This window comes from Croceivirga radicis, from assembly GCF_002072105.2.
Taxonomy (GTDB): Bacteria; Bacteroidota; Bacteroidia; order Flavobacteriales; family Flavobacteriaceae; genus Croceivirga; species Croceivirga radicis.
This window is the reverse complement of the sequence record NZ_MTBC01000009.1, coordinates 114029-135446: the sequence shown is the minus strand read 5'-3', so window position 1 is coordinate 135446 and position 21418 is coordinate 114029. Positions and strand designations below refer to the sequence as shown.

The following is a 21418-nucleotide window of genomic DNA, read 5'->3' as shown; positions in this document are numbered from 1 at the left end:
AAACAAACCAACCATCATGAAACACCTTTAGTTGGTGTAACACAAAATTTTTATCCTATTTGAATTAACCGTTTTGGTTTTGGCAAGGACTCTTCTTTCTTAGGTAAAGTCAATCGTAAAATACCATTTTCATACGCAGCATTTATAGTATCCGTATTAACGGTTTCTGGCAACGTAAATGCTCTTTTAAAAGAAGCTTTTCTAAATTCCCTTCTGGTATAATTGTCCTCTTTAGCCTCCGTTTCTCTTTCCACTTCAGAAGAAATGGTCAAAACATCGTTGTCTACTTCAATATTAAAATCCTCCTTTACAAAACCTGGTAAGGCTAGTTCCAATGCAAAGTCTTTATCATTTTCTATAATATTGACCGCTGGAACATTCTTATAGGTTTCCATACCTCCAAACCAATCTGGAGTAAAAAACTCGGTCATTAAATTAGGTAACATCAAATTATTTCTTTTTACTAAACTCATGGTTTTACATTTTAAATTTCAAATACACTTACTACTAGTCAAATATTAAACCAATTGAATTATACTGTCATTTCGACTGATTTTATCAGCAAAACACTGCCTTTTTGTCACTTTTAATGATTTTTGGTTCCTAATAAGACACAAAAAAATCCTGAACAAATCAGGATTTTCTAGCTAACTCAAATAATTACAGTTTTTTACGCCGCAATACGAACAGGAACGGTGTAATACCTACCTTCCTTTACATCTTCTGCCTTCACTTTTTGGTAGTTTAGCCTGCTTTTTACAAATCTTTCTAAACTATCGTCAGTAGTATCTACGGATAACACTACAATTTCACCGTCTTGATTTATGGTGAACTTTACGTTGGCCGTTAGGTCATTTTCAATATTAAAATTGTTTAAATCTAACATCTGGTGAATTTCGTTAGATAATTGTTTGGCCAAACTAATTGGCTCTGTAGTGTTGGCAGATAAACTGGTTACTGCAAATAACATTGCTGTTGCGAAGAATAAACTAACTTTTCTCATGATAAATTCGTTTTTATTAATTGATTAATTGATGAATATGCTATAAAGACGGCGCAAAAATGATAATGTTACAGTTAAATTGCCCTTTAACACAATTTTTGCATTCCACCCCTTATCGTTATTCACAGGTCAAAATTAGCGTAGACCATATTTTAAAAAAAGAGTTGCCGCTTCATTTAATACAAGATTAAATTTGATAACGATTGCCTAAACTTTATGGTAAAATTTGCAGGAGACAAACCCTTTAAGATTATGGTAAAAGGTTTACACTATTTAACACATTATAACCATCAAAACACATTCAAGAGTTAGTAGAATTTAGTTTTAAAGCTAGAACGTAATGAAAATAAAAAAGGGGTAATGTTACGAAAACATTACCCCTTTGAATTTATAATTGGTAAGGCTTATGCCAATACTTCTTTAACTTTATCCGCAGCTTCTTGAAACTGTACGGCAGAGTGTACCGCAAGACCAGAATTATCTATAATCTCTTTGGCCAGTTCTGCATTGGTTCCTTGCAAACGCACGATAATTGGAACCTGGATGGCATCTCCCATATTTTTATAGGCATCTACAACACCTTGGGCAACACGATCACAACGTACAATACCACCAAAAATATTGATAAGGATAGCCTTTACGTTAGGGTCTTTTAAAATAATCCTGAAAGCCTCCTCTACTCTTTTTGCATCTGCAGTACCACCTACGTCCAAAAAGTTTGCAGGTTCACCCCCAGCCATTTTAATCAAATCCATAGTTGCCATGGCCAAACCAGCTCCGTTTACCATACAACCTACGTTACCATCTAAATCTACATAATTTAGACCTACGGCTTTGGCTTCAACCTCAATTGGGTTTTCCTCCCTTAGGTCGCGCATTTCAGCATAATTCTTTCTACGATACAAAGCATTATCATCAATAGTAACCTTGGCATCTACAGCCATGATCTTATCATCAGACGTTTTAAGTACCGGATTAATTTCAAACATACTAGAATCACTTTCCACGTACGCTTTATATAGTGCAGAAATAAACTTCACCATTTCTTTAAATGCGGTACCAGACAAACCTAGATTAAAGGCAACTTTTCTGGCTTGGAATGGTAAAAGACCGGTTGCCGGGTCTATCTCTTCCGTAAAAATTAGGTGTGGTGTTTTTTCCGCAACTTCTTCAATATCCATTCCTCCTTCTGTAGAGTACATGATCATATTTCTACCAGTACCTCTGTTTAAAAGAACGGAAACGTAAAATTCACTTGTTTCACTATCACCAGGATAATACACATCTTCTGCAACTAATACTTGGTGTACTTTTTTACCCTCAGCAGAGGTTTGTGGAGTAACCAAATTCATTCCAATAATGTTACCTGCCAATTCTTCTACCTCTTTAAGGTTTTTGGCCAACTTTACACCACCACCTTTACCACGGCCACCTGCGTGGACCTGGGCTTTGATAACATGCCATCCTGTGCCTGTTTCTTGGGTTAGTTGTTTGGCAGCATCTACAGCTTCTTTTGCATTGTGTGCAACAATTCCGCGTTGTATCCTTACTCCAAAACTTGCTAATATCTCTTTGCCTTGGTATTCATGAAGGTTCATAGGTATATCCTGTTAAATTTTAGTTCACAAAAATAACAAACCACTACTTTAATTTATAATTTCTGTGGATTATTTGAAATAACTTATTGTTTTGCGCGTAAAAAAACGAATTATATTTTAAAATCCCCGAAATCTAATGGGTCAAAATTTCTAAAATGCCCGTTCATTTCAATAGCGCCACGTGTGCGTTTTAGCTTATGCAACACTGCAATAGTCTCATCTAAATGCCGATTTAAAAAATGTAAACGATCACTCTCTTTTGCAATTTGTAACAAATTGAACTCTTGCTCAAAAGATAACCCCATTTTGTGGGCAAAAGCGTAACTATTGAACTTGTCTAATGGTTTCTCCGGAAACTCTATCTCCATTAAATCGTACAATTCTTGTATTTTACGGTAAACCACACGTCTAGCATGTAGGTCTGCATCGTTTTCCATATCTAGAAAAGTTACCTCTCCTCCTGGATACAATCTACCATTAAACTTATCTGCAAACGTGTCTATCTTAAAAATTTGCCTACCTACCCCAACAACATCCATTTCACCACCAGCATAGGTGTTTACAACCTCTACAAGTTGTATTTCTGTACCAAACGTCATGGTGTTGTTATAGAAAACGGGAATACCAAAAGTCATTGCTTCTTCTCTACAATCGTTGATTAGTTGCTTGTAACGGTCTTCAAAAATGTGTAACGGGACGGTCTCTCCCGGATAAAAAATACTTCGCAGTGGAAATAACGGTAATTTCATAGTCTGTGTTTATCCCCTAAAGGTAAGAAGCATAAAGTTTACATTCAAGCAGATTGTTACATTTAAAACATTTTGTTGAATTTACTTAAATTGAGTTGTATTTTTTTGGTTGATACTAGAATTGGACTAGTTTTGGATTTAAAATTGTAGCATGACTAATTCCGACTTATTAAATGTAGTAAAACAACATGGTGCACCAGTTTACGTGTACGATGCTGACAAAATAGCTTTTCAATACAACAGACTTACCAACGCGTTTAAATCTGTTTCACATTTACGCCTAAATTACGCCGTAAAGGCATTATCAAACATTTCTGTTCTACGCCTAATGAATTCTTTGGGCAGTGGATTGGACACAGTATCCATACAGGAAGTTAAGTTAGGTTTATTGGCCGGTTTTAAACCTGAGTCTATCATATATACACCAAATGGTGTTTCATTGGAAGAAATAGAAGAAGCTGCCGCTTTAGGGGTTCAAATAAATATTGATAACCTTTCTATTTTAGAACAATTTGGAAGTAAACACCCAGATATTCCGGTTTGTATACGTATAAATCCGCATGTTATGGCTGGCGGTAATTCTAATATTTCCGTAGGACATATAGATTCTAAGTTTGGAATTAGCATTCACCAAATTCCGCATTTGCTTCGTATTGTTGATTTGACCAAAATGAATATTAACGGTATACACATGCATACCGGTAGCGATATTTTAGATATTGATGTTTTCTTGTACGCATCTGAAATTTTATTTGAGACCGCAAAAAATTTCAAAGATTTGGAATTCATAGACTTTGGAAGCGGTTTTAAAGTACCTTACAAGGCTGGAGATATAGAAACGAATGTGGAAGAATTGGGTAAAAAATTATCCAAACGTTTCAATCAATTTTGTAAAGAATACGGCAAAGAGTTAACCTTGGCTTTTGAACCGGGTAAGTTTTTGGTTAGTGAAGCGGGACAATTTTTAGCAAAAGTGAATGTGGTTAAACAAACAACCTCTACCGTATTTGCGAGTGTAGACTCTGGCTTTAACCACTTAATTAGACCTATGCTTTATGGGTCTACTCATGAAATCGTAAACATTTCCAATCCAAAAGGACGGGAGCGTTACTATAGTGTGGTAGGTTATATTTGTGAGACGGATACATTTGGTAGTAACCGCAGAATCAATGAAATATCCGAAGGAGATATTCTAGCCTTTAAAAATGCCGGTGCTTATTGCTTTACCATGAGTAGTAATTATAACTCTAGATACAGACCCGCAGAAGTACTTTGGCACGAGGGAAAAGCACATTTAATAAGAGAAAGGGAAACCTTTGATGACATATTGCGAAATCAAGTTGATGTAAAAGATATTTTTAAGCCCAAGAAAGAAACTGCGGTTGCGAAATAATTTGGTACGATTTTCGTTAGTTTTACTATAGTCCATAGACTATAGATAAAAACAATGTTATGAAGCAACTTTTACTTGTAATTACCTTTTTAGCCTCCTTAGGTTTAAGTGCCCAAGATATTAATTGGATAAGCTTTGAAGAAGCGGTTAGCTTAACCCAAATAGAAGGAAACACTAAAAAAGTATTTATTGATGTATATACAGACTGGTGCGGATGGTGCAAGAAAATGGATAAAGACACCTTTCAAAACCCAGAAGTAGCTGCCTATATGCAAGCGAATTTTTATATGGTAAAATTTAATGCAGAAGGCAAAGAACCTATTGAATACGAAGGTAAAACCTTTAAGTTTGTTCCTTCTGGTAAAAGAGGATATCATGAGCTAGCTGCAGCTTTGCTTCAAGGCAGATTAAGCTACCCAACCGTTGTGTTCTTAGATAAAGATTTAAAAATGCTATCTCCTGTTCCAGGTTACCAAAAAGTACAACCGTTTATGCAGATAGCTAAATATTTTGGCGAGAACATCTACAAAGAAAAAGATTGGAAAACATATGCCGGCCTAGGCAAATAAAACACCTAAACAAAAAAGGCGACCAATTGGTCGCCTTTTTTGTTTTATAAAATAACTAGCGCTATCTACTGTAATTAGGACTTTCTTTTGTGATAGTAACATCGTGTGGATGACTTTCTGCAATACCGCTAAATGTAATTTTCACAAACTTTCCTGAATCTTGTAGGGTAGCAATATCCTTTGCCCCACAATATCCCATACCGGCTCTTAATCCACCAATAAACTGATGCATACTTTCCATAAGCTCCCCTTTGTAAGGTACACGCCCTACAATACCTTCTGGAACCAATTTTTTAATATCGTCTTCCACATCTTGGAAATAGCGGTCTTTACTTCCCTCTTTCATAGCTTCCACAGACCCCATTCCTCGGTAGCTCTTAAACTTTCTACCTTCGTAAATAATAGTTTCTCCAGGAGATTCTTTGGTACCAGCCAAAAGAGAACCTAACATAACCGTATCTGCACCAGCTGCTATGGCTTTAGGGATATCTCCGGTGTAACGGATACCACCATCAGCAATAACGGGCACACCTGTACCTTTAATAGCACTTGCTACTTCTAAAACAGCCGAAAATTGTGGAAAACCAACCCCTGCAACCACACGGGTAGTACATATGGAACCTGGACCAATACCTACTTTAACCGCATCTGCACCTGCTTCTACCAAATAACGAGCAGCTTCTGCAGTAGCTATATTGCCTACAACAACATCTATTTGTGGGTATGCTTTCTTTACCTCTTTTAGCACATTTACCACCCCTTTTGTATGCCCATGAGCAGTATCTATGATTATAGCGTCTACACCAGCATTTACCAAGGCACCTGCCCTATCTACCGCATCTGGGGTAACACCTATAGCTGCTGCCACACGCAACCTACCATATTGGTCTTTATTGGCAATAGGCTTTTGTGTTAACTTGGTAATATCCCTAAACGTAATAAGGCCAACCAGTTTATAATTTTCATCTACCACAGGTAGCTTTTCAATCTTATTTTCTTGCAAAATATCTTCTGCTTGATCCAGTGTAGTACCAACACCAGCCGTTACCAAGTTTGCGGAAGTCATTACTTCAGAAATTGGTCTATTATTGTTCTTTTCAAAGCGTAAATCCCTATTGGTTACAATACCTATTAATTTACCCGCATCATCAACTATTGGTATACCACCAATGCTATGTTCTTTCATAGCTGCTTTTGCATCCTTAACAATAGCCTCTTGTGGCAAGGTAACCGGATCTAAAATCATACCGCTTTCAGCCCTTTTAACCTTTCTTACTTTAAGCGCTTGCTGCTCAATGGTCATGTTCTTGTGTAGCACACCAATACCTCCTTCTCTGGCCATAGCAATAGCCATTTTAGACTCGGTAACCGTATCCATGGCTGCAGATACAACCGGTACGTTGATAGAAATGTTACGAGAAAATTTTGAGGTGATGTCTACTTCTCTTGGAAGTACTTCTGAGAAGGCGGGTACTAAAAGTACGTCATCATAGGTTAAACCTTCGCCAACAATTTTGTTTTGGTGAAATTCCATTGCAATTACGGATTAATTGCGTGCAAATATACCACAATAAAACCTTCTAAAATAATTTGAGAAAAGAATACTAGTTTTTAATTAATTTTATTTAGACTTAATATAAATAATATTATATTTGGGTATAGAATTGTTTTATGGAGTGCCCGTTTTTACAAGTATTGAATACAACCACCAATGGCAGGTTTACCTATTGCCATAAAAGCAAACTTTTTCAATTTGTTTTCAATAACCTTTGTTTTGAATTGTATGAATGGGAATTACGCACATTTATTGAGTATTTGTACGAAATAGATGTATTGTATTGGGAGCAACAATTAAAAAACGCACCCTACGGCCGCAAAATACCCATTTCTGTAGGTAAGAACCATTTTATAATTGTCATGAACCGTCCTGAGATACAAGAGCTAAAGCAATTATTATCCGAAACTTCTAACAGAAACAAACTATTAAAATCAACAGACATTAATTACATCCTAAATTATAACTAGACCTTTGTTCTCATTTAACAGGTTTAGCAGAAAGCGGCATTGGTATTTGGCCGCTTTCTTTTTTTAATCAATCTAAATACATATTGCTCAGAAACAACTATTTAAATTGATTCTGCCTTTAATAGCGATTAACTTTAAAGGAAACTTAAAAAAGAAATGTTATGCCTATAAGATTAGCAAGCAATTGTGCCAATTGCACCAATTTTCAGAACGATCATACCTGTACGCAACACCACACTAAGGTTACAGAAAGACACACATGTGATAGTTTTAACATGCAACAGGCCTTAAAAATGAATATGACTTGTGGTACTTGCTCAAGATTTAATTCAGCTGATTGCGCACATCCTGCAAAGGCAGCTCCCGAAATGAGTTGTTCTAGTTGGGCACCTTTAGCAATGGCTTAGAATACAAAAAGGGAGGTAAAACCTCCCTTTTTCTTTATTTTAATTTGGCCCTGGCCTCTTTAGCCCAACTTATTAGAGATTCTACTTCTGCTTCTGACATATTGCCGTGCAACCAAGTATACGAGCTTTCTGGCATATGCCCCTCTTCTACTTCTTCAATGAGTTCATCTAGTTTATGGTCTTTTTTCTTGAAATCCCACTTAGACCAATCAGAAACATTAAAATGTTCTTTACCTTCATCCACGTGGTTGGCAATCATATAAGAAATTGGTGCTACCTCTGCATACCACGGATAAACCGTGTTATTACTATGGCAGTCGTAACAATTTTGTTCTAAAATAGTTTTAACAGCGGCACTAGGCATCGTTTCGGCTTCAAATGCCGCTACAACATCTCCTTCTGCTGTATTTTTATCTGGTCGATACAATTGCATGGCAATAAATACAACTAAAAGTGCTAGAGCTATTTTTTTAAACATGATTGGTTATATTAAATTTTGATTTGCAAGGTAGTATAAAATGTTCTGGGTTCAGCTGGGATAATCCCTGGCCCGGGATAACCTGTTGCCCTACGGGTAAAATAAGTAGTATTTAAAAGGTTATTAATACCAGCTTCTAACTTATATCTTTTATAGGTATAGGACAAAGAAAAATCTAAAATATCATAGGCTGGAATAGTTCCCTCTATGCCTCGTTGATTATCTGTTCTATCTTGTTCCGCATTGGTGGCATCTGTAAACTGTTGCCCTAAATAGGTGTATTGCAAACTTCCTAACAAATTGCCATAACCAAAGCTTAGCCCTGTTTTTAAATTCACATCTGGAATAAATTCTACTTCATTACCCGCCACCCCTATTCTTTCAGAATCTACATATTCCGAAGCTGTTAATGCCATGTTGGCAAAATAGTTGAGCTTAATTTTATTCGATTTAAAATTGAGCAACGACTTTAAATTTACATCTGCAAAAGTCTCTAAACCATAGATAAAAGCCGTACCAATATTACCTCTTTTACGAACGATACGGCCCGTTGGCACTTCTTGGCCTTGTGAGTTGGTACGCGTCTCCTCTTCTAGTATTTCTCCTAACCGGTCATCATAATACAAGCCAAACAGACTAACATCGTAAGATAAGATATCCGATATTCTACCACGTGCGCCAAAATCTGCGGTAAAACCAGACTCATCACTAATATTTGGATCTACCTGAAAGCTTGGATTTACCACCCTTATATCGCTAAAAGTAATAGACCTATAGTTTTCTGAAAAATTACCATAGAGTTCCAGACTATTAGTGGGTTTATAGGAAAGTCCTAGTCCTAATAAGAAGAAATTACGTTCAAAATTCCTATTATCGGCAATTTCCTCATTTAGTAAGGTATTGCCTGCTAAGTCTTTTACAATATTCTTATACGTTCCATTGCTTTCGGTATTAATATACTCCCATCTAAACCCGGGTGTAAAAGAGAACTTGTTGTTTAGGTTAAAAATATGTTCGCCAAAAACCGCAAAATTTAAATTAGGAAAGGTAAAACTTGATTGTCTTTCATAATCTGGAAACTCTGCGGTTGCAAAATTAAAATCGGCATTTGCCGCTGCAGAGCCAGGACCTTGTTGTTGCTCGTTGTAAGTTTGGTAATACTTAACGCCCAATAAGGCTACTGCATCTTTATCTTGTATTTTATATCTGTGCAACACGCGAGCCTCTGCTCCAATATTACTAAAATCATCTACCAACAACTCTCTTGGTTCTTCTGGGTCATCTGGCTGGCTCACCCTATTCGTCCTAAAACCGAGTGCACTACGCGATGCCTGCAAACCCGTAAGGCTTAGGCTAAAATCTGTTTGTACAGAAAAGCTATGTTCTAGTTTTAAGTTGTATAATTTCCAGTCAATATCAAACCAGTTTCTTTCTCTATTACTAAAAGTTGGATCTTCTATAAATTGTGCATCGGTAAGGCCGCCAGGTTGTTGGGCCAGATAATCCAAAAGCGTAACCTCTCCACTTAACTTTGTTTTATCTGACAGTTGATATCCAATATGTGCATGAAAATTGCGACTACTAAAATCAGAATTGGGCCTAAAACTACTTCCCTGCTTATAATTAAAAAAAGTATAATAACTTAACTTACCTGTAGTACCGGATAAACTATTGAAGCTGGTAAATAAATCATAAGAACCTACGGTTTGCCTAGAAATCAATTCTATTTTTTTGGTGGGGTTGGGTTTTTTAAACTTGAAATTTATAAGCCCCCCAAATTGCGGACCATATTGCAAAGAGGCCGCGCCGCGCACCACTTGTATTTGCTCCAAAGCTTCTGCTGGTGGACTATAGTAACTTTCTGGATAGCCCAAGGCGTCCGCACTAATATCATACCCGTTTTGCCTAGTATTAAAATTAGCCGTACGGTTAGGGTCTAAACCCCTGCCCCCAATATTTAATTGTAGACCTGCATCGCCATAATCAAAAATATTGAGCCCAACCACTTGGTTGTATATTTGCCGTGGATTATTGGCTGCTAAATTACCCACCAAATTATCCATTAATACCACTTCACTCTTTTTACCCGCATAAATAGCGGTACCTTCTACCGTTTTTAGTTTTTGCAAAGCAAAAACTTTTTCCCGTTGTTGGGATAGTACCACTTCTGATAATTGTTTTGCCTGCAATGGTCTCAAAATAACTTCTACCGAAAGAGGTTGATCAAAGGTTAGTTCCTTCTCATACACCTCGTATTCCAATGAAAACACCAAAACGGTATATTTACCCACAGGTATGTCTGTAAAAGCAAATGTGCCTTTGTCATCTGTTGTCTGCAATTCTTGTAACTCTTTTAAATACACTTCTGCATCTGCAATAGTTGCTCCTTCTTGGTTTTTTACGGTACCTGTTATAGTCAACTGTGCCCAAGTGGTACTAGCAATAAATAGTGCAAATAGTGTATTAAATACCTGTAATCTCATCTTTGAAAGGTAATATCCAGTTTTTAGGTTTGAATGATTCTTTTTCTTGGGTCAAGTCCACCTTTGGGTTTATGTAAGGTTGACTTAACCTACCATTTAGCGCCACATAACTTTCTACATAAATGGCGATGTTTTTATGACCTTGGGCCGTAAAATGTTGCTTTAAATAATGTGCATATTCTAGAATGAAGTCCGGTTGAAAACTCATCTGTTTTTCTTGAAATGTGGTTAAAAAGTCCGAATTATCCACATAAAATTGTTTGCCGGTTTTGGTATCTACCACTTTAAACTGCGCGTAACCCGATTTTTCCATGAGCATTACCCGCCATGAAAAACGATACCCTTCTTCTGTCCAAAACAATTCGCCAGGATACAAAAGGTAACGCCATGGGAATATCAATTGAAATGCCATAAAAATAACCAATACTCCAGTTGCAAATTTTGCTTTTATCCCTTTAGGTTGATATGCACTTGTATTTTGAAATAGGGCCATGGAAACCTTAAGTCGTTTCGCAATCCATTCTATTATTTTCTGATGAAAGCTAGCATCGAAAAATACCAAAGCAGAAACTATCATGATGTACGGAAACATACCAATAGGAAATAATACCCGAGTTAACACATGAAAAATGACCACCATTATAAATGCGAATTTGCGCGTTGGCTTGTAAAACAGTAGAAAAGGAATAGCCAAATCATACAAAGCACCGGTATAACTAAATGCATAATGCACCCATTCTAAGCCCATAAAGTCACCAATAAACGGCACATCAAACTTAGAAGGCAACCAAATTTTTAGGGGCATTGCTTTAACCAACCAATCTGAATTTAGCTTTGCCAAACCCGCATAGAAATAAACAATACCCAATAATAGTTTTAAGACTAAAATGCTCCACGCTGGAATAAATTTTGCTCTCAGTTTTTCATTTTTATAAGCATCCCATGAAAAATAGCGTTCCGCTGGTAAAAAGAGCATTACAAATGCTAATACCGAAATAAAATAATAGTGGTTAAGGTAAGTAGTTTTATCCATGAGCTCTATATAAGTAAAGCTGAGGAAGAATAGCGTTATTGCCAAGCGGTATTTGATACCTGCAGCTACCATTACAGCGGTGATAGCACAAACTATAAATAACACGTAAGTAAAATTTCCCAAAGGTTTTACCCATTCAAAACCGTAATAGGTAAAATGGAAATTTGGTTCTAAGTAGAGTTTCTCTATCCAGCCGTTGGCCCAAAACCTCAAAATACTTAGAAACATCATTACACCAAAAAAAATACGAAAGACCGCCAAAGGGGCGGCCTCTACAGGTTGTATTAATTTTTTTTGGAGTTGACCAATCATCTAATCACCGTCTGCATCTACAAAATCTACCGCAATACTCATAGCAGAAACCATATCTACCTTTAACATGGGTACTACCAATTGCAGTTGGTCATATGCATCTGCTATACTTGCAGAACTGCTTTCTATTTCTTCTTTAAAAACACCTAAACTTTCAAAAGAATCTCTAGCGTTCTCTAACTGGGCATTGATTAGATTTTCTAATTCCTCTCCATTTTTAACGCTATTTAAGGCCACCAAATAACTTGCTAGACTTTCACCTTTTGCAGAACCTTGAAAATGAGTGCCATTAAAAAAATCTTGAAAAGCATCTAAACTAGCCAACAATAAAACTTTACTATTTTTTGGACTGTAATAGGCCTCTAAAGTGTTAGGGGCCGCAGTTCCCGTAAACTTACCAATAGGAATGCCTACTTTACCAGCCCTTAAGAATTTTTCGTAATAAAAAATAACATCGTTTACCAAGCGGTCTGTGCTAGCAGTAGCAGAAGCACCGTCATTAGCAACAAACGTATCTCTGTATCCGCTGGTCCATGCCGTTGCTACGGTAGAAACCCTAGATTGAATATCTAACACAACCGCTTCTAAAAAATCCAAATGGGCTTGACCCGAATTGGTATCTTGATATACTGCAATAATTTCCGCATCTGTAGCCGCTATACCATTTAAAAGGTAATCCATAGCAGGAAATCCTTTGGTATCCCTATTGGAAGGTAAATCAAAACCGTATGTACCATTTGCTATAGCTTCGGATATTGCCTGAACATCGGTTGGATAAGTGTTAATATTTAAGCGTAAATCGTTATCTTCTGCCGGACCAATTTCGAACATAGAAATAGATTGCCAATCTTGGTAAGAATTTAGCCAAGCGTTACGTAACGTAACTAGGTTATTTACCGAAACATCTGCTTTAAAAGCAGCATTTGCAGCTACCACCGCATTAAAATTGGTATTGAAATTGGTATAGGCCGGAATGATAATATTGTCTGCCCAATTGCGCAACATAGCGCTACGGTCAAAGCTCACGTTCACAGGGCCATCATCTTGCTGCGTGCCGTCATCCATAGCATCCGAACTACACGCCAAAATAAATAGGGAGGCTAGCAATACTCCCACGTACCAAACTTTCCTTTTCATTTCTTAATTTTTATTTATTCTAATTAAGCGGTGCAAATATAAAACGGGGCTCGATATTTCACCTATCAAAAACCCCATTATTTTTGAGAATTAACGCTTTTGTTCAATTAGTTAGCCGCGGCTTCCAAGCTAAAACTAAATGCATTTGCTATGGTCTCGGAAATATCTTGTAAGGTTTCTGGGGTAACATCCCATAGACCATTATCCCCGTCGCCTAACAATTGAGCCAATAATGCATCTACTTGGTTCTTGGTAAAATATGGTGCTTCTTTACTAGTATCTCTGGTAAATTGTAAACTGTAAATAAAACCATAACCTTCAGATAAGTCATGAAATACAGTACCATAAGATGGCGATTCTTTCTCCAATTCTAACTTTGCTTGTTGCAAATAGTATATCGCCCGTACACCAATAATGGTAGAGATTTTATCTTGAATTATAACAGCTTGTTGGTCACGAACCGTATATTGTTTTGCCACAATTGCCGCTCTACCCAATTTAAAAGCCTGAAAGATATCATCTGCAATACCGGCAAAATCGGCATCGCCTTCTACTCTACCCAAGTATTTATTTAAAAAGTTATCTGCACCTAAATCTGCATTAGGATTGGCCGCATCTGCATTCTGCCCAAAGACATAGCCATAAGCCTCATCCCACTTGTGCTCCATAGTGGTATAATTTTTACCCTCTTCTGTTATGCCCGCTCCATTGTTATCTGGATTGTCGCCAGCATCCAAAACATCTGGACTTAAATAATTGTTGATGGCTTGGTCTACCATTAAAGCCCCAATAAGTGATTTATTGAATACTTGGTTCATTTCCAAACCTTGAGCATTTACATATCTGGTAGATGCGCCATCTGCCAATTGCCCGGCAACACCTGCTGTTGCAACCGTATTCCAATTAGGAAACACTTCTTCTACCTGCGTCTGTAACCAAGAATTAAAATCTGCTCTTATGGCTATTTGCTCTGCGGAATTAGTAGAGAAGTAATCTACCGAAGCTGCCGTTTTAGTTAATAAGTTTTTATCAGATGCATTTAAATCAGCATCACTAAAATCTGCTGCTCCTTCTTCGTGCGCATACATTGCCCCTAGCTCTTCTAAGGTAGATGAATCATCCATCATAGCAGCCAAAAGTTCATCTCCCATACGTAAACGTGTAGTTTGGCCAGAGAAAGAAACTGTAGAGGCTCCGTCTCTTTCAAACGTGTAAGAGCTTGGATTTTCAATTTGAATTTCGTCGATGATAACATCGTCACCATCATCATCCAATGAACATGATGTTAAACCTACTATAACACATGCAAAAGGTACAATCTTCTTCAACATAAAATTTATTTAGATTACTTATAAATAAAAAATCGCTGCAAAAATATAGTTGACACATCAACTATGCAAAATTTATTTAGACTTATTGTAAATAAATAAACTTTTCTTAATGATACGTGCTGAATAATTCGGTGGCTTTGTTATAGGCAGCTTCAAAAACCATCCAGTTTACATTGGTTTCTGCCTTTTGTTCGGTAAAAAAGGAGAGCATTTTTTCGGTTGGCATATTACCGGTTAATTCATCTTTAGCCATTGGGCAACCACCAAATCCTTGTACGGCACCATCAAACCTTCGGCAACCTGCAGCATAAGCCGCAGCAACCTTTTCGTGCCATTTTGCCGGGGTGGTATGTAAGTGGGCACCAAACTCTACATTGGGGTATTTGGGAATTAGGTTAGAAAATAAATAAGAAATAACATCTGGATCAGAACTTCCAATAGTATCTGATAGTGATAAAATATTGACTCCCATACTTGCCAACTTTTCTGTCCACTCACCTACAATATCCACATCCCAAGGGTCACCGTACGGGTTTCCAAACCCCATAGAAATATAGGTAACCACTTCTTTATTGCTTTTATCGGCTATATCTAAAATGGCTTTTAAAATATCTACAGACTGTGCAATGGTCTTATGGGTATTACGCATTTGAAAGTTTTCTGAAATAGAAAATGGGTAACCTAGATAAGTAATCTCTGGGTGTACACTGGCATCTTCTGCCCCTCTTACATTGGCTACTATGGAAAGCAATTTACTTTTGGTTTTAGAGAGGTCTAAACCCGCTAGAACCGCCGCAGTATCTTGCATTTGTGGAATGGCCTTTGGCGAAACAAAACTGCCAAAATCCAAAGTATCAAAACCACACCCCAGTAAGGATTGTATATATTTTATTTTGTTAGCCGTTGGTATAAAAGTTTTTATGCCTTGCATGGCATCTCTAGGACATTCTATAATTTTGACCACTTCTTTTTCCATTGTTTCAAAATTACCATTATTTACCGGTACCTACTAAATAGATTGCCAAGCCCACGAATACTACTATTTGCATCCATTTTAGGTAAAACCCAGCTTTTGCATGAGAATTTAAATAAGCTCCTACCCTGCCGGCAAGAATTGCTATGGCACAAAAAATTAATGAGGAAACCAGTATAAATAAAAAACCCAATAGGTAAAACTGAATATAGGGCGAAAGGGTATCGCTGAACAAAAAGCCTGGAAAAAAAGCTAGAAAAAATATGGTTACTTTAGGATTTAGCACATTCATCCAAAACCCTTTTTTGAACAACGGCCAAACCGATGTAGTTTGGTTCACCTTTATATCCAAAACTATCTCTGCTTTGGCTTGGTATACTTTATAAGCCAAGTAAAGCAGATAACCCGCGCCAAATAACTTAATCATCCAAAATAAGTATAGGTTATCTCTTATGATAATAGATATACCAAAAGCCAATAATGTGGTATGTACCAAACAACCAGACATAAGACCAGCTACAACGGCCAAACCTTGCTTTTTACCATTGGTAATACTTTGAACCAAGACAAAAATATTATCTGGTCCTGGAGCAATTGCCAGAGTAGCCGTAGCAGCCGCAAAGGCTAGTAAAATTTCAATATTCAATAGAAAACTTTAAAAAGCTAAATTTACAAAAGTTGCTTTATCAACTAACTCAAAATTATTATCGTGAGAAATCTATTTTTGTTATTAGCCATATGCGCCTTAAGTAGCATTAATGCCCAAACCATGAACCAAACAAAAGATAGTGTGCTTAGACATGTTGTACTGTTTAAATTTAAGCCAGAGACCACTGCAGGAAAAATAATTGAAATTGAACGCGCCTTTAACGCCCTTCCTGATAAGATACAAGTAATAAAAGATTTTGAATGGGGTACCAATAATAGTCCAGAAGGCTTGGACAAAGGTTTTACTCATTGTTTCTTTTTAACTTTTAAGAGTGAAGCAGACCGTGCAATATATTTACCACATCCTGCACATAAAGCGTTTGGCGCTTTACTTAAAGATTATTTAGCAGATGTTTTGGTAGTAGATTACTGGGTTACTAATTAGCCTGTGCTAAAATTGCCTTATTAATACGCTTTATTAAAGCAGGTCCCTCGTAAATAAATCCAGTATACAATTGCACTAAAGACGCACCGGCCCGCAATTTTGCCAAGGCATCTTCTTCTGAATGTATGCCGCCTACTCCAATAATTGGAAAACTACCGTTACTATGGTAATGCAGAAACTCTATTACCTCTGTACTTCTGTTGGTCAAGGGTTTACCACTAAGTCCGCCTTTTTCTTCTACCAATGTTAGATGAGATTTTAGATTATCTCTGGCAATAGTTGTATTGGTAGCGATAACACCATCAATCTGGGTGTCTTTTACAATATCTATAATATCAAAAAGTTGGGCATTGGTTAAATCAGGAGCAATTTTTAATAAAATAGGTTTGGTTTTGCTCTTCTTTTGAGTTGCTAATTTTTCGTTTTGACGTTTTAGAGCAACTAAAATTTCGGTAAGTGGTTTTTTATCCTGTAATTCTCTTAAACCAGGGGTATTGGGCGAACTTACATTTACCACAAAATAATCCACATGATCAAATAGGGCATCAAAACAGATTAGATAGTCCTTTACGGCATCTTGGTTGGCGGTTACTTTGTTTTTTCCAATATTGCCCCCTATCAAAACCTTGTGTTCTTTTTTTAACCGTTCTACAGCATCAAAAACTCCTTTGTTGTTAAAGCCCATTCTGTTAATCACGGCTTTATCTTCTACCAACCTAAACAAACGCTTTTTAGGGTTACCTGGTTGGGGTTTTGGGGTAAGAGTGCCTATTTCTATAAAACCAAACCCAAAATCTGAAAATTCATTGAACAACTTGGCATCTTTATCAAAACCAGCAGCTAAACCAACCGGATTCTTAAATTTTAAACCAAAGACCTCCCTTTCTAACCGTTTGTCTTCTTTAACAAATAGTTTGCCATATAAACCGGTTAACCCAAGCTTTGAAAACAGCTTAATCAGGAAAAATGAAATGTGATGGGCATTTTCTGCGTCAAATAAAAAAAGAATAGGACGTATTAAAACTTTATACATTAAGGCCTTAATTTTTTGCAAAAATAGAAACTCTAATTATGCTAGGTTATTTTTAACTTAATTTTTGTTTTGAGACACATTGGTATAAATGGGTACCCTTTGTATTTGATTGCATAGAGATACGTATAGATTGTACTGCTCCACACTGAACAGACCCAATAGGCGCTTATCCAACAAACGCATGTTAGCTTCCATACTATCTAATAAATCACTGTGTTTTTGCGCACGAACCTCTAGATTTTCTAAAGTTTCCGTTGGGTAGTTTCTTAAAACATTTTTTAACCTATTGGTATAAATCTCGTTTCTAAACTTTAATTCAGCACCCCAGTTTTTTAAATTTTCCTGTTGTTCCTCGGTAAGTTTAAAGGTTTGTATTATAACCTCATCGTCCTTACCTCCTATTCCCAACAAACAATCTTGGGCATTTAGGTTTACTAGAAAAAATAGCGATAAAGCCACTAACGGACCTCTCATATTTACGTGTTCTCAAACGTGGGGCAAGATACATTACTTTACGTGTTGACTAGAAGAAATCCGACCGAATAAACCTTATTTTTGATGAAAAACCTTTTAATGGAAAAATTACTATCAAGATTCTTGGAGTACGTAAAAATAGATACACAAAGTAATCCTAAATCCAATACAACGCCTAGTACGGACAAACAGTGGAATTTAGCCAAGAAGTTGGTAACAGAATTACACCAAATAGGAATGACAGAGGTTACCATAGACGAAAATGCCTATATCATGGCATCTTTACCCAGTAATACGAAAAAAGAAGTACCCACCATTGGTTTTATTGCCCATTTTGATACAAGTCCTGATTTTAGTGGTTTTAATGTTAGACCTAAGGTAATAGAAAACTACGATGGTAAGGACATTGTTTTAAACACCACTAGGAATATAGTTTTATCTCCGGATTATTTTGAAGATTTAAGACAATATAAAGGGCAAACCTTGATAACAACAGATGGCACAACTTTATTGGGTGCCGATGACAAGGCAGGTGTGACCGAAATTATTACCGCTATGGAATATTTGATTGAACACCCCGAAATAGAACATGGAAAAATAAGAATTGGTTTTACTCCAGATGAAGAAATTGGTCGTGGCGCCCATAAATTTGATGTGTCCAAATTTGGTGCAGAATGGGCCTATACAATGGATGGTAGCCAAGTTGGAGAACTAGAATATGAAAATTTTAATGCCGCGGGGGCAACCATAAGCATTAAGGGAAAAAGTGTACATCCAGGCTATGCCAAAAATAAAATGATCAATGCAATTACCCTTGCAAATACGTATTTAAGTCTGCTACCACAAAACGAAGTGCCAGAAAAAACAACGGGTAGAGAGGGTTTTTTTCATGTACACCATATAGAAGGAACTATAGAAAACGCCCAAATTGAACTAATTATACGTGATCATGATTTGGAACACTTTAATGCCAGAAAAGAGTTGCTAAATGCTATAGCCAATAAACTAAATGCAGACTTTAAAGAGAAGGTTATTGGTGTTGAAATAAAAGACCAATATAGAAATATGAGGGAAAAAGTAGAACCTGTATTCCATATTGTATCTATTGCTGAGGCAGCTATGCAAGAAGTTGGCATTACACCCATTATAAAACCTATTAGAGGTGGTACCGATGGTAGCCAACTAAGTTTCATGGGGCTACCCTGCCCTAATATTTTTGCCGGAGGGCATAATTTTCATGGAAAATATGAATATGTACCTCTAGAAAGCATGCAAAAAGCGGTAGAAGTAATTGTAAAAATTTGCGAACTTACTGCTCGTAACCGCTCTAAAGATGAATAAAAGTAAAACGGCTGATGCCTATTATGCCGAACCACATCATTTTTCTGATGCTATTGCAATTCTAAGAAAACTTGCATTGGAGACTGATGCGGAGGAATGTTGCAAATGGGGCATGCCGGTTTATACCCTAAACAACAAGAACGTTTTTGGTATTTGCCGGTTTAAAAATCACTTCGGTATCTGGTTTTATAATGGCGCCTTCATGGATGATCCTAAAAATTTGTTAGAAAACGCCCAAGAAGGAAAGACCAAAGCTATGCGACATTGGAAAATATCAGATATTTCTTCTATAGACAAAACGCTGGTAAGGCAATATTTAAACGAGGCAATTACCAAGCACAAACAAGGCAAGGTGTTGGTGACCAGCAAAAAGAATGACAAATTAGAAATACCAAAACTTTTACTAAGCTGCCTAAGGGCAAATAATCTCCAGCAAAAATTCGATGCGTTTACACCTTACAAACAAAAGGAGTTTTGTGAATTTATTGAATCCGCAAAACAACAAAAAACCAAACTAGCACGCATAGAGAAAATAACGCCTTTGATTAAAAACGGTATTGGACTTAATGACCAATACCGTTGATAGTATTATTTTGGCAAAACCCAATTGTTATGGTATTCTGGAGTAATCAATGTATTTGCTTCGGTTTGGGTAAATTTACCATCTGTGGCCAACCAATTAACCTTTTGCCCCGTTTTGTAGGCTATATTACCCATATGGCAAACCATCGCCGTATTGTAACCTACTTCAATTGGAGCGTTTAGCGTACTTCTATCCCTAGATTTTACCGCTTCAATAAAATTCTTAGTATGCAAATCCAATCCGTTACCTTGGTTGGTCTGCAGCGGTACCGCTTCAATCTTTGGCCCTAAATTAGTACTCCAATCTGGCTTATTATCTTCAGGAATTACCTCCCAACCACCTCTATCTAATACTAAAGTTCCATTATTACCAATAAAGGCGATACCATGGTTGCGGCCGTAATTACCACCATCTATTCCTGTGGCATGCTCCCATAGAATTGAAAAATCATCATATTCATAGACAGTTTGCAAGGTATCCGGTGTTTCCGAAGCATCTTCTGGATAGGCAAACTTACCTCCCAAGGCCATCACCGAATTTGGAGTGCCTGCTTTCATTCCATACAATGCATAATCTATTAAATGCACGCCCCAATCTGTCATTAACCCGCCAGCATAATCCCAAAACCATCTAAAGTTAAAGTGAAAACGATTGGCGTTAAAAGGTCTATTTTTTGCTGGCCCCAACCACATTTTATAATCCACATCTTTTGGTGTTTTCGTATCTGGAACCACAGGTACAGGCTTCATCCATCCTTGATAAGCCCATGCCTTGGCAAGCCTTATCTTACCCAATTTACCAGAATGCACGTAATTTATAGCATCTACAAAATGTGGTTGACTTCTTTGCCATTGCCCTACTTGAACAATTTTATTGGTGGAGTTGACCGCATTCAACATAGCGTTACTCTCAGCAATACTATTAGCTATTGGTTTTTCGCAGTACACATCTTTACCGGCCGTCAATGCATCTACCAACTGTAGACAATGCCAATGGTCTGGTGTGCCAATAACTACAACATCTACATTTTTATCTTCCAAAAGTTTCCTATAATCTGTATACCACTCTGGTTTTTTAAGTCCGGCTTTTTCCAAATCTGCCGTACGTTGCGCTAAAACGGTTTTATCCACATCGCAAAGCGCAACAACCTTTATTTCTGATAGTTTTAATAAGGATAAAAGGTTAGAAAAGCCCATTCCTTTACACCCAATTAATCCAACTTGTATTTGATCGTTGGGGCTTATCTTATTTCTCATATGTGCCAGCATTTCTATAGGGAACAGAAAACTTACACCCGTAGCTGCAGTAGCCATTGCAGAATTTTTTAAAAAATTTCTTCTAGAATGCATTTGGTTCTATTTTAAGGTGTATAAGTTACACATAAAATTACATGCAAAAAAAAA

The 21418-nt window shown here is 36.9% G+C and carries 22 protein-coding genes; 7 read left to right on the top strand and 15 right to left on the bottom strand.

The window, feature by feature from the left end; translation table 11 throughout:
- Positions 1-50: 50 nt before the first annotated feature.
- The 4 genes from BUL40_RS13215 to BUL40_RS13200 form a co-directional block, all read right to left on the bottom strand.
- On the bottom strand, positions 51-473 hold the full coding sequence (locus BUL40_RS13215; protein ID WP_080319628.1) for an Hsp20/alpha crystallin family protein: 423 nt from the start codon (positions 471-473) through the stop codon (positions 51-53).
- Positions 474-670: 197 nt separating this feature from the next.
- The gene (locus tag BUL40_RS13210) at positions 671-1003 is read right to left on the bottom strand and encodes a hypothetical protein (protein ID WP_010517580.1); all 333 of its coding nucleotides are present in this window, start codon (positions 1001-1003) and stop codon (positions 671-673) included.
- A 404-nt stretch (positions 1004-1407) separates the two neighbouring features.
- On the bottom strand, positions 1408-2601 hold the full coding sequence (gene sucC, locus BUL40_RS13205; protein ID WP_010517579.1) for an ADP-forming succinate--CoA ligase subunit beta: 1194 nt from the start codon (positions 2599-2601) through the stop codon (positions 1408-1410).
- Between the two features lie 110 nt (positions 2602-2711).
- Positions 2712-3350, bottom strand: a complete 639-nt coding sequence (locus tag BUL40_RS13200; protein ID WP_080319627.1) for an LON peptidase substrate-binding domain-containing protein — start codon at positions 3348-3350, stop codon at positions 2712-2714.
- Positions 3351-3501: 151 nt separating this feature from the next.
- Between BUL40_RS13200 and lysA the strand changes: the two genes are divergently transcribed.
- Both lysA and BUL40_RS13190 read left to right on the top strand, forming a co-directional pair.
- Positions 3502-4743, top strand: a complete 1242-nt coding sequence (gene lysA, locus BUL40_RS13195; RefSeq protein WP_010517576.1) for a diaminopimelate decarboxylase — start codon at positions 3502-3504, stop codon at positions 4741-4743.
- A gap of 59 nt (positions 4744-4802) precedes the next feature.
- Complete coding sequence (locus BUL40_RS13190; RefSeq protein ID WP_080319626.1) at positions 4803-5312, top strand: thioredoxin family protein; 510 nt, start codon at positions 4803-4805, stop codon at positions 5310-5312.
- A 61-nt stretch (positions 5313-5373) separates the two neighbouring features.
- Here BUL40_RS13190 and guaB read toward each other — a convergent pair whose 3' ends face one another.
- Positions 5374-6846 (bottom strand): IMP dehydrogenase, encoded by a 1473-nt coding sequence (guaB, locus tag BUL40_RS13185; protein WP_080319625.1) that lies wholly within the window; start codon positions 6844-6846, stop codon positions 5374-5376.
- Positions 6847-6983: 137 nt separating this feature from the next.
- Between guaB and BUL40_RS13180 the strand changes: the two genes are divergently transcribed.
- Together BUL40_RS13180 and BUL40_RS13175 are read left to right on the top strand one after the other, a co-directional pair.
- The gene (locus BUL40_RS13180; RefSeq protein WP_080319624.1) at positions 6984-7337 is read left to right on the top strand and encodes a DUF6686 family protein; all 354 of its coding nucleotides are present in this window, start codon (positions 6984-6986) and stop codon (positions 7335-7337) included.
- 161 nt (positions 7338-7498) lie between these two features.
- Positions 7499-7744, top strand: a complete 246-nt coding sequence (locus BUL40_RS13175; RefSeq protein WP_010517570.1) for a hypothetical protein — start codon at positions 7499-7501, stop codon at positions 7742-7744.
- A 34-nt stretch (positions 7745-7778) separates the two neighbouring features.
- Here BUL40_RS13175 and BUL40_RS13170 read toward each other — a convergent pair whose 3' ends face one another.
- The 7 genes from BUL40_RS13170 to BUL40_RS13140 all read right to left on the bottom strand — a co-directional run bounded on the left by BUL40_RS13170 (position 7779) and on the right by BUL40_RS13140 (position 16137).
- On the bottom strand, positions 7779-8222 hold the full coding sequence (locus tag BUL40_RS13170; RefSeq protein WP_080319623.1) for a heme-binding domain-containing protein: 444 nt from the start codon (positions 8220-8222) through the stop codon (positions 7779-7781).
- 11 nt (positions 8223-8233) lie between these two features.
- Positions 8234-10705 (bottom strand): TonB-dependent receptor domain-containing protein, encoded by a 2472-nt coding sequence (locus tag BUL40_RS13165; protein ID WP_080319622.1) that lies wholly within the window; start codon positions 10703-10705, stop codon positions 8234-8236.
- Positions 10686-12050, bottom strand: a complete 1365-nt coding sequence (locus tag BUL40_RS13160; RefSeq protein WP_080319621.1) for an HTTM domain-containing protein — start codon at positions 12048-12050, stop codon at positions 10686-10688. Before BUL40_RS13160 ends, BUL40_RS13165 begins: the two co-directional genes overlap by 20 nt.
- Positions 12051-13187 (bottom strand): imelysin family protein, encoded by a 1137-nt coding sequence (locus tag BUL40_RS13155; protein WP_080319620.1) that lies wholly within the window; start codon positions 13185-13187, stop codon positions 12051-12053.
- 107 nt (positions 13188-13294) lie between these two features.
- A complete protein-coding gene (locus tag BUL40_RS13150) occupies positions 13295-14518 on the bottom strand; it encodes a DUF4856 domain-containing protein (protein WP_080319619.1) in 1224 nt (407 codons plus the stop codon).
- Between the two features lie 106 nt (positions 14519-14624).
- Complete coding sequence (locus BUL40_RS13145) at positions 14625-15494, bottom strand: hydroxymethylglutaryl-CoA lyase (protein WP_080319618.1); 870 nt, start codon at positions 15492-15494, stop codon at positions 14625-14627.
- A 16-nt stretch (positions 15495-15510) separates the two neighbouring features.
- On the bottom strand, positions 15511-16137 hold the full coding sequence (locus BUL40_RS13140; RefSeq protein ID WP_080319617.1) for a LysE family translocator: 627 nt from the start codon (positions 16135-16137) through the stop codon (positions 15511-15513).
- 63 nt (positions 16138-16200) lie between these two features.
- Here BUL40_RS13140 and BUL40_RS13135 point away from each other — a divergent pair, with 63 nt between their 5' ends.
- Positions 16201-16584 carry a Dabb family protein gene (locus BUL40_RS13135; RefSeq protein WP_080319616.1) on the top strand — a complete coding sequence of 128 codons (384 nt, stop codon included), beginning with the start codon at positions 16201-16203 and terminating at the stop codon, positions 16582-16584.
- Here BUL40_RS13135 and BUL40_RS13130 read toward each other — a convergent pair.
- A complete protein-coding gene (locus tag BUL40_RS13130; protein WP_080319615.1) occupies positions 16577-17617 on the bottom strand; it encodes a quinone-dependent dihydroorotate dehydrogenase in 1041 nt (346 codons plus the stop codon). The genes BUL40_RS13135 and BUL40_RS13130 overlap by 8 nt on opposite strands.
- A 57-nt stretch (positions 17618-17674) precedes the next feature.
- Entirely contained in the window at positions 17675-18091 is a 417-nt protein-coding gene (locus tag BUL40_RS13125) for a hypothetical protein (RefSeq protein ID WP_080319614.1), read from the bottom strand.
- 99 nt (positions 18092-18190) lie between these two features.
- Between BUL40_RS13125 and pepT the strand changes: the two genes are divergently transcribed.
- Together pepT and BUL40_RS13115 are read left to right on the top strand one after the other, a co-directional pair.
- Positions 18191-19432: a peptidase T gene (pepT, locus tag BUL40_RS13120; RefSeq protein WP_080319643.1), complete on the top strand. Its 1242-nt coding sequence runs from the start codon at positions 18191-18193 to the stop codon at positions 19430-19432.
- Entirely contained in the window at positions 19425-20015 is a 591-nt protein-coding gene (locus BUL40_RS13115; RefSeq protein WP_080319613.1) for a YdeI/OmpD-associated family protein, read from the top strand. The genes pepT and BUL40_RS13115 overlap by 8 nt, the downstream gene beginning before the upstream one ends.
- Before the next feature lie 5 nt (positions 20016-20020).
- Here BUL40_RS13115 and BUL40_RS13110 read toward each other — a convergent pair whose 3' ends face one another.
- Positions 20021-21364 carry a Gfo/Idh/MocA family oxidoreductase gene (locus BUL40_RS13110; protein WP_080319612.1) on the bottom strand — a complete coding sequence of 448 codons (1344 nt, stop codon included), beginning with the start codon at positions 21362-21364 and terminating at the stop codon, positions 20021-20023.
- Positions 21365-21418 lie beyond the last annotated feature (54 nt).

Excerpts from the sequence above, each read along its gene's own strand:
- BUL40_RS13215 (WP_080319628.1), bottom strand. The coding sequence starts at position 473 with ATGAGTTTAGTAAAAAGAAATAATTTGATGTTACCTAATTTAATGACC.
- BUL40_RS13210 (WP_010517580.1), bottom strand. The coding sequence starts at position 1,003 with ATGAGAAAAGTTAGTTTATTCTTCGCAACAGCAATGTTATTTGCAGTA.
- sucC (WP_010517579.1), bottom strand. The coding sequence starts at position 2,601 with ATGAACCTTCATGAATACCAAGGCAAAGAGATATTAGCAAGTTTTGGA.
- BUL40_RS13200 (WP_080319627.1), bottom strand. The coding sequence starts at position 3,350 with ATGAAATTACCGTTATTTCCACTGCGAAGTATTTTTTATCCGGGAGAG.
- lysA (WP_010517576.1), top strand. The coding sequence starts at position 3,502 with ATGACTAATTCCGACTTATTAAATGTAGTAAAACAACATGGTGCACCA.
- BUL40_RS13190 (WP_080319626.1), top strand. The coding sequence starts at position 4,803 with ATGAAGCAACTTTTACTTGTAATTACCTTTTTAGCCTCCTTAGGTTTA.
- guaB (WP_080319625.1), bottom strand. The coding sequence starts at position 6,846 with ATGGAATTTCACCAAAACAAAATTGTTGGCGAAGGTTTAACCTATGAT.
- BUL40_RS13180 (WP_080319624.1), top strand. The coding sequence starts at position 6,984 with ATGGAGTGCCCGTTTTTACAAGTATTGAATACAACCACCAATGGCAGG.
- BUL40_RS13175 (WP_010517570.1), top strand. The coding sequence starts at position 7,499 with ATGCCTATAAGATTAGCAAGCAATTGTGCCAATTGCACCAATTTTCAG.
- BUL40_RS13170 (WP_080319623.1), bottom strand. The coding sequence starts at position 8,222 with ATGTTTAAAAAAATAGCTCTAGCACTTTTAGTTGTATTTATTGCCATG.
- BUL40_RS13165 (WP_080319622.1), bottom strand. The coding sequence starts at position 10,705 with ATGAGATTACAGGTATTTAATACACTATTTGCACTATTTATTGCTAGT.
- BUL40_RS13160 (WP_080319621.1), bottom strand. The coding sequence starts at position 12,050 with ATGATTGGTCAACTCCAAAAAAAATTAATACAACCTGTAGAGGCCGCC.
- BUL40_RS13155 (WP_080319620.1), bottom strand. The coding sequence starts at position 13,187 with ATGAAAAGGAAAGTTTGGTACGTGGGAGTATTGCTAGCCTCCCTATTT.
- BUL40_RS13150 (WP_080319619.1), bottom strand. The coding sequence starts at position 14,518 with ATGTTGAAGAAGATTGTACCTTTTGCATGTGTTATAGTAGGTTTAACA.
- BUL40_RS13145 (WP_080319618.1), bottom strand. The coding sequence starts at position 15,494 with ATGGAAAAAGAAGTGGTCAAAATTATAGAATGTCCTAGAGATGCCATG.
- BUL40_RS13130 (WP_080319615.1), bottom strand. The coding sequence starts at position 17,617 with ATGTATAAAGTTTTAATACGTCCTATTCTTTTTTTATTTGACGCAGAA.
- BUL40_RS13125 (WP_080319614.1), bottom strand. The coding sequence starts at position 18,091 with ATGAGAGGTCCGTTAGTGGCTTTATCGCTATTTTTTCTAGTAAACCTA.
- pepT (WP_080319643.1), top strand. The coding sequence starts at position 18,191 with ATGGAAAAATTACTATCAAGATTCTTGGAGTACGTAAAAATAGATACA.
- BUL40_RS13115 (WP_080319613.1), top strand. The coding sequence starts at position 19,425 with ATGAATAAAAGTAAAACGGCTGATGCCTATTATGCCGAACCACATCAT.
- BUL40_RS13110 (WP_080319612.1), bottom strand. The coding sequence starts at position 21,364 with ATGCATTCTAGAAGAAATTTTTTAAAAAATTCTGCAATGGCTACTGCA.